This is a genomic window from Streptomyces sp. NPDC059142, assembly GCF_042755665.1.
GTDB lineage: Bacteria > Actinomycetota > Actinomycetes > Streptomycetales > Streptomycetaceae > Streptomyces.
In genome coordinates this window covers 32,829-47,014 of sequence record NZ_JBHZDA010000038.1, presented here as the reverse complement: position 1 = coordinate 47,014, position 14,186 = coordinate 32,829, and the positions used below count along the sequence as shown (strand labels likewise).

General features: G+C 75.2%; 14 protein-coding genes. 8 read left to right on the top strand and 6 right to left on the bottom strand.

What is annotated here, in order from left to right:
- Window positions 1-132: 132 nt before the first annotated feature.
- On the bottom strand, window positions 133-1,038 hold the full coding sequence (locus tag ACFXPK_RS16470; RefSeq protein ID WP_385004086.1) for an NADP-dependent oxidoreductase: 906 nt from the start codon (window positions 1,036-1,038) through the stop codon (window positions 133-135).
- Window positions 1,039-1,269: 231 nt separating this feature from the next.
- On the opposite strand from ACFXPK_RS16470, the gene ACFXPK_RS16465 reads away from it, so the two are divergent.
- The 3 genes from ACFXPK_RS16465 (at window position 1,270) to ACFXPK_RS16455 (ending at window position 3,790) form a co-directional block, all read left to right on the top strand.
- The gene (locus tag ACFXPK_RS16465) at window positions 1,270-1,677 is read left to right on the top strand and encodes a MerR family transcriptional regulator (RefSeq protein WP_385075862.1); all 408 of its coding nucleotides are present in this window, start codon (window positions 1,270-1,272) and stop codon (window positions 1,675-1,677) included.
- A 296-nt stretch (window positions 1,678-1,973) separates the two neighbouring features.
- On the top strand, window positions 1,974-2,795 hold the full coding sequence (locus ACFXPK_RS16460; protein ID WP_385004082.1) for a GNAT family N-acetyltransferase: 822 nt from the start codon (window positions 1,974-1,976) through the stop codon (window positions 2,793-2,795).
- Window positions 2,792-3,790 (top strand): lysophospholipid acyltransferase family protein, encoded by a 999-nt coding sequence (locus ACFXPK_RS16455; RefSeq protein ID WP_385075859.1) that lies wholly within the window; start codon window positions 2,792-2,794, stop codon window positions 3,788-3,790. The genes ACFXPK_RS16460 and ACFXPK_RS16455 overlap by 4 nt, the downstream gene beginning before the upstream one ends.
- Here ACFXPK_RS16455 and egtD read toward each other — a convergent pair.
- The 4 genes from egtD to egtA are packed head-to-tail and all read right to left on the bottom strand — an operon-like array spanning window position 3,685 to window position 8,016.
- On the bottom strand, window positions 3,685-4,647 hold the full coding sequence (egtD, locus tag ACFXPK_RS16450) for an L-histidine N(alpha)-methyltransferase (protein WP_385004963.1): 963 nt from the start codon (window positions 4,645-4,647) through the stop codon (window positions 3,685-3,687). The genes ACFXPK_RS16455 and egtD overlap by 106 nt on opposite strands.
- The gene (egtC, locus tag ACFXPK_RS16445) at window positions 4,644-5,402 is read right to left on the bottom strand and encodes an ergothioneine biosynthesis protein EgtC (protein ID WP_385004965.1); all 759 of its coding nucleotides are present in this window, start codon (window positions 5,400-5,402) and stop codon (window positions 4,644-4,646) included. The genes egtD and egtC overlap by 4 nt, the downstream gene beginning before the upstream one ends.
- A complete protein-coding gene (gene egtB / locus ACFXPK_RS16440) occupies window positions 5,402-6,745 on the bottom strand; it encodes an ergothioneine biosynthesis protein EgtB (RefSeq protein ID WP_385075855.1) in 1,344 nt (447 codons plus the stop codon). The genes egtC and egtB overlap by 1 nt, the downstream gene beginning before the upstream one ends.
- The gene (egtA, locus tag ACFXPK_RS16435; RefSeq protein ID WP_385075852.1) at window positions 6,742-8,016 is read right to left on the bottom strand and encodes an ergothioneine biosynthesis glutamate--cysteine ligase EgtA; all 1,275 of its coding nucleotides are present in this window, start codon (window positions 8,014-8,016) and stop codon (window positions 6,742-6,744) included. The genes egtB and egtA overlap by 4 nt, the downstream gene beginning before the upstream one ends.
- 172 nt (window positions 8,017-8,188) lie before the next feature.
- Here egtA and ACFXPK_RS16430 point away from each other — a divergent pair, with 172 nt between their 5' ends.
- Window positions 8,189-9,046, top strand: coding sequence for a TIGR02452 family protein (locus ACFXPK_RS16430; RefSeq protein WP_385075849.1), 858 nt, complete (start codon window positions 8,189-8,191; stop codon window positions 9,044-9,046).
- A 45-nt stretch (window positions 9,047-9,091) separates the two neighbouring features.
- On the opposite strand, the gene ACFXPK_RS16425 is transcribed toward ACFXPK_RS16430, so the two are convergent.
- Window positions 9,092-9,562 carry a type II toxin-antitoxin system PemK/MazF family toxin gene (locus tag ACFXPK_RS16425; protein WP_385004973.1) on the bottom strand — a complete coding sequence of 157 codons (471 nt, stop codon included), beginning with the start codon at window positions 9,560-9,562 and terminating at the stop codon, window positions 9,092-9,094.
- A gap of 113 nt (window positions 9,563-9,675) precedes the next feature.
- Here ACFXPK_RS16425 and ACFXPK_RS16420 point away from each other — a divergent pair, with 113 nt between their 5' ends.
- From ACFXPK_RS16420 to ACFXPK_RS16405, 4 genes are all read left to right on the top strand, one after another.
- Window positions 9,676-10,752: a LacI family DNA-binding transcriptional regulator gene (locus ACFXPK_RS16420; RefSeq protein ID WP_385004975.1), complete on the top strand. Its 1,077-nt coding sequence runs from the start codon at window positions 9,676-9,678 to the stop codon at window positions 10,750-10,752.
- An 85-nt stretch (window positions 10,753-10,837) separates the two neighbouring features.
- Entirely contained in the window at window positions 10,838-11,119 is a 282-nt protein-coding gene (locus ACFXPK_RS16415; RefSeq protein WP_385004977.1) for a hypothetical protein, read from the top strand.
- Window positions 11,120-11,271: 152 nt separating this feature from the next.
- Window positions 11,272-12,462, top strand: a complete 1,191-nt coding sequence (locus ACFXPK_RS16410) for a thiolase family protein (RefSeq protein ID WP_385075844.1) — start codon at window positions 11,272-11,274, stop codon at window positions 12,460-12,462.
- Between the two features lie 133 nt (window positions 12,463-12,595).
- A complete protein-coding gene (locus tag ACFXPK_RS16405) occupies window positions 12,596-14,032 on the top strand; it encodes a benzaldehyde dehydrogenase (RefSeq protein ID WP_385075841.1) in 1,437 nt (478 codons plus the stop codon).
- Window positions 14,033-14,186: the final 154 nt, after the last annotated feature.

Sequence of the window (14,186 nt, the reverse complement as noted above, 5' to 3'; positions counted from 1 at the left end):
ACACCGACCCCGCGGCCGGGGGCCCGGCCGGGCGGGCGTTATGTCAACACCGGGGGGGGGGGACGGTCGGGGGGGCGGGGGCCGCGCGCGGGCGGGGCGGGGGGCGGCGCCGAGCGGTGGGACAGGCCCGGCTCAGACGCGGACCACGATCTTCCCCCGGGTGTGTCCGAGCTCGCCGTACGTGTGCGCCCGCGCGAGCTGTTCGAGCGGGTAGGTCCGCTCGACGCGCGGTGTGTAGCGGCCCTGCCGGCCCAGTTCGGCCGCCTCGGCGAGGAGCGCCGGGTCGTTCTCCGCGTTGGCCAGATGGACGCCCAGGCGGTGCGCGTTGGCGTGGTCGGCGACGGTCGCCACGCGAGCGGGGTCGCCCACGATCGCGACGAGATCGGCCAGGGACCCGGAGGCCGCGGTGTCGAGCGCGAGGTCGACACCGCCCGGGGCCAGGGCGGCGACGCGCTCCGCGAGACCGCTGCCGTAGGTGGTGGGGACGGCCCCGAGGGAGGTCAGGAACGCGTGGTTGCGCTCGCTGGCCGTCCCGATCACGGTGGCGCCCCCGGCCACCGCGATCTCCACCGCGGCGCCGCCCACGCCTCCGGCGGCGCCCTCGACGAGAAGGGTGCGCCCCCGCAGGGGACCGAGCGCCCTCAGCCCGCCCAGCGCGGTCACGGACGCCAGAGCGGCGCCCGCGGCCTCCTCGTCGCTCCACTCGGCGGGCGCGTGGGCCCAGGCCGAGAGCACGGCCAGCTCCGCGGTCGCGCCGGTGACGCCGCCCAGCCCGAAGACCCGGTCGCCGACGCTCACCCCCCGCACGCCCTCGCCGGTCTCGTCGACCACGCCGACGGCGTCCCGCCCGGGAATCGCGGGAAGATCCACGGGCAGGATCTCGCGTGCCGCGCCGGAACGGACCTTCCAGTCGACGGGGTTGACGCCGGCCGCCGTGACGCGGATGCGGATCTCGCCGGGCCCGGGACGCGGCTCCGGCGCCTCCTCGACCACCAGGGTCTCCACACCGCCGTACTCGTGATAGCGGACTGCGCGCATGAGGTTCTGCCTTTCCACACGGCCTGAACAGGCCGTTCGTGAGGTCCGTGGGGTGAATGCCCGGCGGACGCCGACGTCCCCTACGCTAAAAGCTGACGTTGGCGTCAGGTGCAAGTCGGCATCGGGTGCGGGTCGGCGTCGGGTGCGAGCCGGGCGTCGAGTGCGAGCCGGCGTCGGGTGCGAGCCGGGCGGCGCCGCCGTCGCGCGGGCCGCCCGGAGTGAGGAGGACCGGTGCGTATCGGAGAGGTCGCCGACCGGGCGGGAGTGAGCGTCCGGGCGCTGCGCTACTACGAGGAACAGGATCTGCTCCAGTCGCACCGCAGCCCCGGCGGCCAGCGGCACTACCCCGAGAGCGCCGTCGCCCGGGTCCGGCTCATCCAGCAGATGTACGCCGCGGGCCTGCCGAGCCGGGTGGTCCGCGAGGTGCTGCCCTGCGTGGACACGGGTCAGGCGCCCCCGACGCTCCTGGGCCAACTGGAGGAGGAGCGGATCCGCATAGACGAGCGGATCACGGATCTGCTCGCCGTGCGCGACCGGCTCGACGACGTGATCGCCCTGACGCGGAACCCTGATCCCGACTGCTCCCACACACGGGAGTGGACCGCTTCCGCGACGAACTCGTACGTCGCCGGCAGATGAGCGCCCCTCCGAGGTGAGCCGGCGTCGGGTGTCTCCCGGCGGATCGGCCCCGGGCGGTGGGGAGGCTCCGGGCGGTGGGAGGCCCCGGGCGGCGGATCGGCCCCGGACGGTGGGGAGGCTCGCGGCGGTGGGGAGGCTCCGGCCGTGCCGTGTGGTCCGGCATTCAGCCGCCTCACATCCGCACTCCGCCGTGTGGTCATGTCAAATCCAGCCGGTCACGGAAGAAACGAGGTGCCGGGTCCACGCGCCCGCGACGGACCCGGCGGCCCGCTCTCCCAACGGCACAGGAGTCCGCCATGCCCGCTCCCGCTCCCGCCACCGTCCCCGTGCTCGCGCCGCCCGCCGCCCCGCTCCCCACCCCGGCCCCGGCCGCCGGGGCCGAGCCGCGCTACCTCGTCCAGCTCGCCCGCACCCAGGAGGACGTACGGGCCGCCCAGCGTCTGCGCCACCTCGTCTTCGCCGGGGAGATGGGCGCCCGGCTCGACGGGCCCGAGCCCGGTCTCGACACCGACGCGTTCGACGCGTACTGCGACCATCTGCTGGTCCGCGAGGAGACCACCGGCGAGGTCGTCGGCACGTACCGGCTGCTGCCGCCCGAGCGCGCCAGGGCCGCCGGACGCGTCTACTCCGACAGCGAGTTCGACCTCGCCCGGCTCGCCCCGATCCGCCACGACCTGGTCGAGGTGGGCCGCTCCTGCGTCCACCCCCTGCACCGCACCGGCGGCGTCATCGCTCTGATCTGGGCCGGACTCGCCCGCTACATGTCCACCACCGGACACAACTGGCTGGCGGGCTGCTGCTCGGTGCCCCTCGCGGACGGCGGGGCGCTGGCCGCCTCCACCTGGAACCGCGTCAAGGACAAGCACCTCGCGCCCGAGGAGTACTGGGTCACCCCGCACCGGCTGTGGACCCCGGAGCCCGCCGCGGTGGCCGCCGCCCCCGCCGAGCTGCCGCCCCTGCTCCGCGGCTATCTGCGGCTCGGCGCCTGGGTGTGCGGCGCGCCCGCCCACGACCCCGAGTTCGGCGTCGCCGACCTGTACGTCCTGCTCTCGATGCGCCGCACCAACCCGCGCTACCTGCGGCACTTCCTCTCGCTCGCGCCGGCCCCCGTCGCATGAGCGCCTGGCTGCCCACCGCGCCCTGCACCCCGCGCGACTGCTCGCACCACCGGGGCCCGGCGACCGGTCCCGCGGCCGGCGCGGTCCGGCTGCTCGTGGGGATCCCACTCGTCCTGTGCGGCGCGCTGCTGGCGCCGCTCCTCGCCCCGTTGCGCGCGGCGGTACGCGACCGGCTCACCCGGAGCTGGTCCCGTGCCGTCCTGCGCGCCTTCGGCCTGCGGATCACCGTGCGCGGCGCGCAGGAGTACGCGTCCACGGACGCGGTGGCCCCGCGCGGCGCCGGGGTGCTCGTCGTCGCCAACCACATCTCCTGGCTGGACATCCCGCTCCTCGCCACCGTCTTTCCCGGGCGGATGCTGGCCAAGAGCGAGATCCGGCGCTGGCCGCTGCTGGGCGCGCTGGCCGCCCGGGGCGGCACGCTCTTCGTGGAGCGCGAGCGGCTGCGCGCGCTGCCCGGTGCCGTACGGACCCTCTCCGGCGCCCTCGGGGAGGGCTCACGGGTGATCGCCTTCCCCGAGGCGTGCACCTGGTGCGGCCGGGAGCAGGGCCGGTTCACCTCGGCGGTCTTCCAGGCGGCCGTGGACGCGGGCGCCCCCGTCCGGCCCGTACGGATCACCTACCGCGCGCCGGACGGGACGCCCTCGGGGGCGCCCGCCTTCGTCGGGGACGACACGCTGCCCGCGTCGCTGTGGCGGGTCGTGTCGGCCGGCGGGCTCACCGCGGAGATCACCCTCCTGCCGCCGATCCCGTCCGGACCGGGCACCGACCGGCGCGCGCTGGCCCGTACGGCACACCGCGCGATCACCCGCGGCGCCCTCGTGTACGGGCCTCTCGCACACGGCGACGGCGCCCGTGGGGGCGCCGCGCCGTGCACGGGGACCGTCCCGCGTCAGACGGCCGTCGCGAGCGAGAGCGCGAACCGGCCCGCCGCGTCGGTCCACCAGTGCGCCAGCTCCATGCCCGCGGCGGCCAGTTCGGACCTCACCCGGTCCTGACGGAACTTGGCCGACACCTCCGTACGCATCTCCTCACCCGCGGCGAAGTGCACCACCAGATCCAGTTCCGGGATCTTCACGGTCAGCGCGGTACGGGCCCGCAGCCGCATCTCGATCCACTCGTTCTCCGCGTCCCAGAGCGCCACGTGGTCGAAGGCGTCCTGCGGGAAGTCGGCGCCCAGTTCACGGTTGACGACCGTCAGCACGTTCTTGTTGAACGCGGCCGTCACCCCGGACGCGTCGTCGTACGCCCTGACCAGGACGGACTCCTCCTTGACCAGGTCCGTGCCGAGCAGCAGCCCGTCCCCGGGGGCCAGCAGTCCGCGGACCGAGGCGAGGAACGCGGCACGCTCGGCGGGCAGCAGGTTGCCGATCGTGCCGCCGAGGAACGCGACCAGCCGGGGCCCCGGGCTGCCCGGCAGCGACAGCCCGCCGGTGAAGTCGGCGACGATCGCGTGCACATCGAGCCCCGGATGGTCGGCGAGCAGCCCCTCGGCGGCCCCGCTCAGCGCGCTCTCGCTGACGTCGACCGGTACGTAATGGGTCAGGTCCGGCGCCGACTCCAGCAGCAGACGGGTCTTCTCGGACGACCCCGACCCCAGCTCGATCAGGGTGCGCGCGCCCGTCGCCGCCGCGATCTCGGGCGCGCGGGCGTGCAGGATCTCCCGCTCGGCGCGGGTCGGATAGTACTCGGGCAGTGCGGTGATCTCCTCGAACAGCTCACTGCCCCGGGCGTCGTAGAACCACTTGGGCGGCAGTGTCTTGGGCGTACGGGTCAGCCCGTGGAGCACATCGGCGCGCAGCGCGGCGTCGGTGGCGTCCTCGGGGAGCGTGCGGGTCAGCAGGAACGGGCTCACGCGGGAAGCTCCTTGAGAGGGGAGAGCAGAACATCGCGACGGCTCGCCACGAGCAGGGTGCGGTCGGGGACCTCGCACCAGCGCGGGTCGTCGTCGTACGGCTCCGAGGCCACCAGGGTGGCCTCGGCTCCGGATCCGGCGCGGTACCACAGGGTGTCCCCCCAGGCCGTCGCCGCTATCCGGGCACCGTCGGTGAGCAGCAGGTTGAGCCGGGACCCCGGCGCCGCCTCCGCCACCTCGACGACCGTGTCGGCCAGCGCCTGACCGAGGTCGTCGCCCGCCCGCAGCCGGTGCAGCACCAGCGCCCACACCAGCGCCGAGTCGGTGCGCGCCGCCAGCGAGAGCAGCTCCTCGGCGGGGAGCGCCGCGGCCGGCCCCGCGAGCGAACCGGGCCAGCCGCTCACCGAGCCGTTGTGGCTGAACAGCCAGGGCCCGTCGGCGAAGGGCGCCGCCGCGGCCTCCCCGTCGGCGCCGGGCAGGGTGGCGTCCCGTACGGCGGCGAGCAGCGCGCCGGTACGGATCACCCGGGCCAGATCGGCGAAGCCCAGGTCGCCCCAGACGGGGCCCGCGCGGCGGTAGCGCGCGGGCACCGGGTCGCCCTCGGCGTACCAGCCGACGCCGAAACCGTCGGCGTTGACCGTCCCGTGGCGCTGCCTGCGCGGCGCCCAGGACTGCCGGTACAGCGCGTGCGGCGGCTCGACGAGCACCGCGCCGAGCGTCATCGGCGGTCCCAGGGCCGCCAGGTGACGGCACATCAGGCAGCCCCGGCGGGACCGGCGGGCGCCGCGGTGCGCGCCGTACGGAACCCCGAGAAGATCTGCCGGCGCACCGGCAGGTCCCAGTTGCGGAAGGTGCCCCGGCAGGCCACCGGGTCCACCGCGAACGACCCGCCCCGCAGGACCTTGTGCGCGCTGCCGAAGAAGACCTCCGAGTACTCCCGGTAGGGGAAGGCGGCGAAGCCGGGGTAGGGCAGGAAGTCGCTCGACGTCCACTCCCACACGTCCCCGATCAACTGCCGTACCCCGAGCGGCGACGCGCCCGCCGGATAGCTGCCCGCCGGGGCCGGCTGGAGATGGCGCTGACCGAGGTTGGCGTGGAGTTCGGTGGGCTCGCCGTCGCCCCAGGGGTGGCGCAGCGACCGTCCCGAGACGGGGTCGTGGCGCGCGGCCTTCTCCCACTCCTCCTCGCTCGGCAGCCGGCGGCCCGCCCAGCGGGCGTACGCGTCGGCCTCGTACCAGCTCACATGGAGCACCAGCTCGTCGGCGGGGACCGGCTCCAGCGCCGAGAACCGGCGGCGCAGCCACTGCCCGCCCTCGCGCCGCCAGAACAGCGGGGCGCCGATGGAGTGTTCCCGGATCTGCGCCCATCCCGCGGGCGCCCACCAGCGCTCCTCGGTGTAGCCGCCGTCCTCGATGAACCGCTGGTAGTCGCCGTTGGTCACCGGGACGGTGTCGATCCAGAACGCCGGGACGAGCCGTTGATGGGCGGGGCGCTCGTTGTCCAGCGCCCACGGCTCCGTGGACGTCCCCATGGTGAACGGGCCGCCGGGCACGAGGACTTCGGCGGGCAGCCCCGTCGTGTCCCCGGCGGGCGGCGGGGGAGCGGTGAGGGCGGTCGGCCCCTTCCGCAACTGGTGGGTGATGAGCATGGTCTCGTCGTGCTGCTGCTCGTGCTGCGCGATCATCCCGAAGGCGAACCCCGCGTCCAGCAGGGGGCCGCCGTGCAGCGGGGTGCGCTCGATGACGTCCAGGACCCGGCTCCGTACATCGGCGGCGTACGCCCGTGCCTCGGGCGGCGGCAGCAGCGGCAGGGTGGGCCGGGCGGCCCTGGGGTGCTCGAACGCGTCGTAGACGGAGTCGATCTCGGGGCGTACGGCCGCGCGGCCCCCGACGGTCCGCAGGAGCCACTGCTCCTCCTGGTTGCCGATGTGCGCGAGGTCCCAGACCAGCGGGGACATCAGCGGCGAGTGCTGGGCGGTGAGGTCGTGGTCCTCCACGCACGAGGTCAGCAGGGCGGTGCGGGCGCGGGCCGCCGTCAGCGAGTCGACGGCACGCCGCTTGAGCTGCTCCTCGGTGGTCGGTCCTGCGAGGTCGGTCATGTGCGGAGGTCCTTCCCTGACACGGGCGCGCGCAGATCGTCCGCCGGGCACCGGCCCGGCAGGACGTAACGGTCGACGAAGCGCGCGACCGCTTCCTGTACGTGGGGCGTCGCGCCGATACGCGGCAGCGCTTCCCCGGCGACGGCGAAGGCGGCGATCGCCGCCGCGTGCAGCTCCGGGTCGGCCAGTCCGTACCGGGCTGCGTTGACCCAGAGGGGATTGCCCGGCGCGGGCAGCGGGCCCGCCGTCTCGGCGAGCGGCTTGACCGTGCGGTACACCGTCTCGGCGGCCTCGGGGTCGTCGAACAGCGCGGTGGTGACGGCGAGCGGCACCAGCCAGCCGTCCTCGCCCGGCTGCGCGTCGATCATCCGCAGTTCGAGATGGCCGCGCGGTCTGACCGGCGGGAAGAGCGTCGTGAGGTGGTAGTCGAGGTCGGCGCGGACCGGCGGGCGGGGCAGCCCGGAGCGGATCCACTCCCGGAAGGTCAGCCCCTCGGGAACGGCCCAGGGCCCCTCGGCCGCCCGGACGCACATCACCGGCACGTCCAGCGCGTACGCGGCCCAGGCGTCGCGCGGGGGCAGCGCCGGGGACGGCGCGGCCGTGCGGGGCGGGTCGAGCCGGGTCCACATCGCCTGCCGGGTGGAGCGCCAGCCCGTCTCCCGGCCTTCGCTCATCGGGGAGTTCGCGAAGGCGGCGACGAGCACCGCGCCCAGCAGGTGGGCGAGCTGCCAGCGCCGACCGTGGCCGAGCGGCCCCGGCTCCTCGTGGCCGGCGTCCAGACAGACCTGGATGGAGGCGGTCGACCGCATCATGGCGCGCCCGGCCGGACCGATCCGGTCGAGATAGGTCTCCATGGCGTCGTAGCGGGGCTCCCGGAGCATCCGCTCCGGCGCGTTCCAGGGATCCTGGCCCAGACCCGTGAGCGTGAGTCCCGCCGCGCGCAGCACGGGGCGCACGGCGTCCAGGTCGGCGGTGGTGGTGGCGACGCACTCCGTCAGGGAGGCGGCGGGTGCGGAGCTGAGCTCCACCTGTCCGCCGGGTTCGAAGGTGAGTGCCGATCGCAGGCGCAGGGCCCGCAGCCCCTCGAACGCCTCTCGGAGGCGGCGGGCCGGGACGGGGATTTCGGGGGTACGCAGATCGTGGACGAGCCATTCGAGTTCGACACCCACGGTGCGGGGCGGGCCTGTTTTGAAACAGATGCCGCGCAGCAGTTCCTCGGCCTCGTTCTCGCCGAGTGGTGATCCCTCGTCGCTGAAACTGTCGGGTGGCATGTGCGGATCCTCCTGTCGAAGACCGCGTGACCGTACTCCGCCCCGGGTTCGGGGCGAGCGCTTCGTCCAACCTAAAGCCACTCTCGCCGCTTCGCACAAGAGTGCCCGCGCGGTCACTTTTTCGTCAGAAATGCGATTGCCCCGAGGCTGATCGTTCACGCAGGATTTCCGCATGAGCGCACGGCTGAGGGGCATCGCGAAGGAAACCGAGGAGATCGTCCGAACGGGCGTCTACCGTGCTCCGGACGGCCGTGAGGTGGTGCTGAGCACGGCGGTGGACACGGCGGTGGCGGGCACGAGGATGTACGGCCCCGGGCCGGTCGGCCCGGCGGGTCCGCCCGCGGAGCCGGCTCCCTCCGGCCGTACGGACCGGTCCGCCGCGGTGGCCGTCACGGTCACCGGGGAGAGCAGTACGGAGGCGGCGCGCCGGCTGACGGCGGCCGCTCCGGGCGCGCCCGTGGCCGTACTGAACTTCGCGTCCGCGCGGAACCCGGGCGGCGGTTATCTGAACGGCGCGCAGGCGCAGGAGGAGGCGCTGTGCCGGGCCTCCGCGCTCTACACCACCCTGCGCGCGGTGCCGGAGTTCTACGCCCACCACCGCGCCGACCGGGACCCGTTCTACACCGACCGGGTGATCCACTCGCCGGGGGTACCGGTCTTCCGCGACGACCGGGGACGGCTGCTCGGCACGCCGTACCGGGTGGGCTTCCTCACCTCGCCCGCGCCGAACGCGGGGGTGATCGCGCGGCGCGCCCCCGAGGACGTCCAGCGGATCCCGGCCGCCCTGGCCGCCCGCGCGGAACGGGTCCTGGAGACGGCCGTGGCGGGCGGCTACCGGCGGCTGGTGCTGGGCGCCTGGGGGTGCGGGGTGTTCCGCAACGACCCGGCGGCGGTCGCGGACGCCTTCCGGGCGCTGCTCACGGGGGCGGGCCGGTTCGCCGGGGCCTTCGACGAGACGGTCTTCGCGGTGCTGGACCGGACGCCGGACGCCACCACCCTGGGCGCGTTCCGGCGGGTCCTGGGCGGGTAGGCCCCCGCCTCCCCCGGGCCCCGGGGGAGGCGGGAGGGCCGGGGCTCACTTCCAGCCGTACAGCTCCTTCAGCCTGTTCACGACCAGGTTGAACCGCCCCCGGTCCAGGGCGCACGCCTCGCGCCGCATCCCCGCGTCGTGGACCCGGAGCACCCGGTCCACGTCCACCCACGACTCACGCTCCTCGCGGTCCCAGGGCCCGACCCCGATCGGCACCCACTCGCGGTCCCGGTCGTGGCGCTTGCTGGAGAGCTGTACGGCGAGCAGCGAACCCGCCGCCTCACGCGCCACCACCAGGACGGGACGGTCCTTGCCGCGCCCGTCGTTCTCCTCGAACGGCACCCACGTCCAGACGATCTCGCCGGGGTCGGGGTCGCCGTCGTGCTCGGGCGCGTAGGAGGTGCGGACCGGCCCGACGGCGCGCGGGTCGGCCTCGGCGGTGGCGCCGGGCCCGCTGCGGCCGGGGGAGTCGGGTGAGGCGGAGGAACCGGTGGAACCGGGTGAGGAATCGATCATCCGTAGACGGTAGAACGTGGCCGTCCGCGACCGCCGGGCGGGTCGGCCGAAGCGGCCCGGATCCGTCCACCGGGTGCGCCGCCGGGGGCCGTTCTGGCAGGATGCCGGGTGCGATGAGCCAGCCCACCGAGCACTCCGCCGACCGCGCCGCCTTACCGGCCGGTTCCCTGCCCGCCGACGCCCCGTCCGCCGCCTCCCTGCCGACCAGTTCCGATGTGGCCCGGCTGGCGGGGGTGTCCCGGGCCACCGTCTCGTACGTGCTCAACGGCATCACCGCCGTACGGATCAGCGAGCCCACCCGGCTGCGGGTACGGGAGGCGGCCGAGCGGCTCGGGTACGTGCCGCACGCCGCCGCCCGCAGCCTGCGCGCCGGGCACACCCGGATGGTGCTGCTGCCCACCGGTCATGTCCCCGTGGGCCCGCTCTACAGCCGGATCCTCGACGAGTTCCAGCGGGCGCTGCGCCTGCTCGGCTACACGGTGGTGCAGTACGGCGGCCTCGGTCTGGACGCGGCCGGCGCGGCCCGCGCCTGGGCCGAACTGCGGCCCGTCGCGGTGGTCTCGCTCGGCGAGACGCCCCTCACCCCGGAGGCCGTGGAGCTGCTCAGGCGCTCCGGGACCAGGGCCGTGGTCACCCTCGGCTCGCGGCGGATCGAGGGGGCGCACGCCCTGGTCATGGACCAGCGGACGATCGGCGGCCGGGCGGTCGGCCATCTCGTGGCGCGCGGGCGCCGCTCGATCGGGGTGGTGATGCCCGGGGAACCGGGCCTGGAGCTGTACGCGGCCCCGCGCCTGGCGGGTGCCCGCGCCGCCGCCACGGCCCCGGGAGCCGGCGCCCGGGTCACCCCGCTGCCCCTGGCCTATACGGAGGAGGCTGCCGCCGCGCTCGCCGCCCGCTGGCGCGGTCTCGGCCTCGACGCGGTCTTCGCGTACAACGACGAGTACGCGATGCTCCTGATGCGGGCGCTCCAGGACGAGGGGATCGGCGTACCGGCGCAGACCGCGGTGGTCGGCGCCGACGACCTGCTGCTGGGGCGGCTGCTGCGGCCCCGGCTCTCCACGGTCCGGGTCGATCTGGCGACCGGGCCGCGGCTGGCCCAGCTCGTCGACCGCGCCGTCCGCGACCCGGCGGCGGAGCCGGAGCGTTACGACCTGATGGGGGCTCGGGTCGTCCACCGCGAGTCGAGCTGACGGGGCCGCCGCCCGTGGCGTACGCGGGCCGGGCGGGCGCGCGGGCGACATGCGGCGGATCGGCCGGATGGCTAGCGTCGGCGGTATGACTACTGTGCCGCGCCGCTTCGAACTGCTGCTGGTCGCCGAGTTCACCGAGGAGCACGAGGGGCCGCCCTGGCCGGAGAACGCCCTGCGCTCGGCCGTGGTCGAGGCGACGGGCGAGACCGGTGCCTCCGGGTATCCGCGGTACGCGGGCGACGGGATGGAGGCGGACATCGACCCCAGGACCCGCACCGTGGAGGCGCTGCTGATCGACGGGGACGAGCTGGACTACGGGCTGTCGGTGCGGGTGGTCGCCGTACCGCCGGACGAGGACTCCGGCTGACCCGCCACCCGCTTCCGGGCCCCGGAGGCCGTTGACAGCGCCCGGTGCCGGGCAGAGACTCGGTCGGGTCCCGCCGTGATGAATCAAAGTTCACCAGGCGAACGCCCTTGGGAGTGGCGGGTGTGCGCCGGGGGAGAGAAGCCGGAGATCCGATGAGCATCCGCGACGTCTACATCGTCGACGCCGTCCGCACCCCCATCGGCAGATTCGGGGGCGCCCTCGCCTCCGTACGCCCCGACGACCTCGCCGCCCATGTGGTGAGGGCGCTGGTGGACCGCTCGCCCGCCCTCGACCCGGCGCGCATCGACGACGTGGTCCTCGGCGACGCCAACGGGGCGGGGGAGGACAACCGGGACGTGGCGCGGATGGCCGTCCTGCTCGCCGGACTCCCCGTCTCCGTGCCGGGGGTGACCGTCAACCGGCTCTGCGGCTCCGGCCTCGAAGCGGTCATCCAGGCCGCCCGCGCGGTCGCCCTCGGCGACGCCTCCGTCGTCGTGGCGGGCGGCGTCGAGTCCATGTCCCGGGCCCCCTGGGTGCTCCAGAAGCCGGAGCGCGCCTTCCCGGCCGGTCACCAGCAGCTCCACTCGACCACCCTGGGCTGGCGCATGACCAACCCGAGGATGCCCGCGCAGTGGAGCGTCCCGCTCGGTGAGGGCGCCGAACTGATCGCGGACCGGCACGCCATCGGGCGCGAGCGGCAGGACGCGTTCGCGCTCGCCAGCCACCGCAAGGCGGCCGACGCCTGGGCCGCCGGACTGTACGACGGCGAGGTCGTCCCGTACGACGGGGTGGAACTCGCCCGGGACGAATGCGTCCGCGACACCACGTCCATGGAGGCGCTGGCCAAACTGAAGCCGTCCTTCCGTACGGACGGGACCGGGACGGTGACCGCGGGGAACGCCTCGCCCCTCAACGACGGCGCCGCCGCCCTGCTCCTGGTCGACGAGGAAGGGCTGCGCGAGACCGGCCGCGAGCCGCTGGCCCGGATGCGGACGTCGGCGGTCACCGGCATCGAGCCGCAGCTCTTCGGCCTGGGCCCGGTCGAGGCCGTCCGGCGCGCCCTGGGCAAGGCGGACCGCACCTTCGCCGACCTCACCACCTTCGAACTGAACGAGGCGTTCGCCGCCCAGGCGCTGGGCTGCCTCGCCGAGTGGCCGGAGCTGGACCCGGCCCTCGTCAACCCGCGCGGTGGCGCGCTCGCGCTCGGCCATCCGCTGGGGGCCTCCGGGGCCCGGCTCGCCGGATCGGTCGCCCACCAGCTCGCCGCGGCCGGCTCGGGCACCGGGCTCGCCGCGCTCTGCATCGGGGTGGGTCAGGGGCTGGCGCTCGTCCTCGAACGCTGACGCCCCGTCAACTCTCAGTAGGGCATGGGTAGTTCGGTGGAATCCGATGGGACGCCGGGTTCGCCGAACCCGTCGCGTCGGCCGCCGGATCCGCTGTACCGTACCCGATCATCCGAGCCACAGGAGAGCCTTCATGACCCTGCTCGACCCCAAGACCTGGCAGCCCGCAGGACTGTCGGGAGGTGAGTCCGCGGTCGTGGAGCCCGCGACCGGCGACGTCCTGGGCACGGTCGCCCTCGCCTCCCCCGAGGACGTCGCGGCCGCCGCGGAGACCGCCGAGGCGGCGCAGCGGGCCTGGTCGGCCACTCCGCACCTGGTACGGGCCGGGGTGCTGCGGCGCGCGGGCGACCTGTTCGCCGCCCACGCCGACGAGCTGCGCGACTGGCTGGTACGGGAGTCCGGCTCCATCCCCGGCAAGGCCGACTTCGAACTGCATGTCGCCGCGCAGGAGTGCTACGAGGCCGCCGCGCTCGCCTCCCGCCCCACCGGCCAGATGCTGCCGAGCGAGGAGCCCCGGCTCTCCTACACCCGCCGGGTCCCGGCCGGGGTCGTCGGCGTCATCGCGCCGTTCAACGCCCCGCTGATCCTCTCCATCCGCTCGGTCGCCCCGGCCCTGGCGCTCGGCAACGCGGTGCTGCTCAAGCCGGACCCGCGTACCGCCGTCTGCGGCGGGCTCTCGCTCGCCGCCGTCCTCGCGGAGGCCGGACTGCCGGAGGGGCTGCTGCACATCCTGCCCGGCGGGGCGGAGACCGGGCAGGCGCTGGTCGCCGACGTGCGCGTGCCGGTGATCTCGTTCACCGGCTCCACGGCCGCCGGGCGCGCCGTCGGCCGGGCGGCGGGCGGCGCCCTCAAGCGCGCCCATCTCGAACTCGGCGGGAACTCCGCGCTCGTCGTCCTGCCCGACGCCGATGTCGAGGCCGCGGTCGCCCAGGCGACCTGGGGGTCCTTCTTCCACCAGGGCCAGATCTGCATGACCACCGGACGCCATCTCGTCCACGCCTCGCTGTACGAGGAGTACGTGGAGCGGCTGGCCGCCAGGGCCGAGTCGCTGGCCGTGGGGGATCCGTACCGGGAGCAGGTCCACCTCGGCCCGATCATCGACGCGGCCCAACTGACCAAGATCGACGCCCTGGTGGAGGCGAGCGCGGCGCGCGGGGCCCGGGTCGTCGCGGGCGGCACCCACCGCGGTCTCTTCTACCGTCCCACCGTCCTCGCCGACGTCGACGACCACACCCCCGCCTACACGGAGGAGGTCTTCGGCCCGGTGGCGCCCGTACGCCCGTTCACCGGCCTGGACGAGGCCGTCTCGCTGGCGGCGGCGGGCCCGTACGGGCTCTCCCTGGGCATCGTCACCCGGGACACCGCGCTCGGTCTGGAGCTGGCGGACCGGATCCCGACCGGCATCGTCCACATCAACGACCAGACCGTCAACGACGAGGCGGTCGCGCCCTTCGGCGGCATCGCCGCGTCGGGAACGGGCGCGCGCTTCGGCGGCGAGGCCAATCTGGAGGCGTTCACGGAACTGCGCTGGACGACGGTACGGCGCGAACCGGCGCGGCACGGCTTCTAGACCCGTTCAGGGCCGGCCGCGGGTTCCGGAGCGTTCCGTACGGAGCGGGGAACACGGAGCAGGGCGGGGGGCCCGGGGGGTGGAGGTCGCGGCCCCGCGCCCGCGCCCCCCCGCCCGCGCGGCGCCCGCCCGCGGCGGGGGGGGCGGGCGCCCG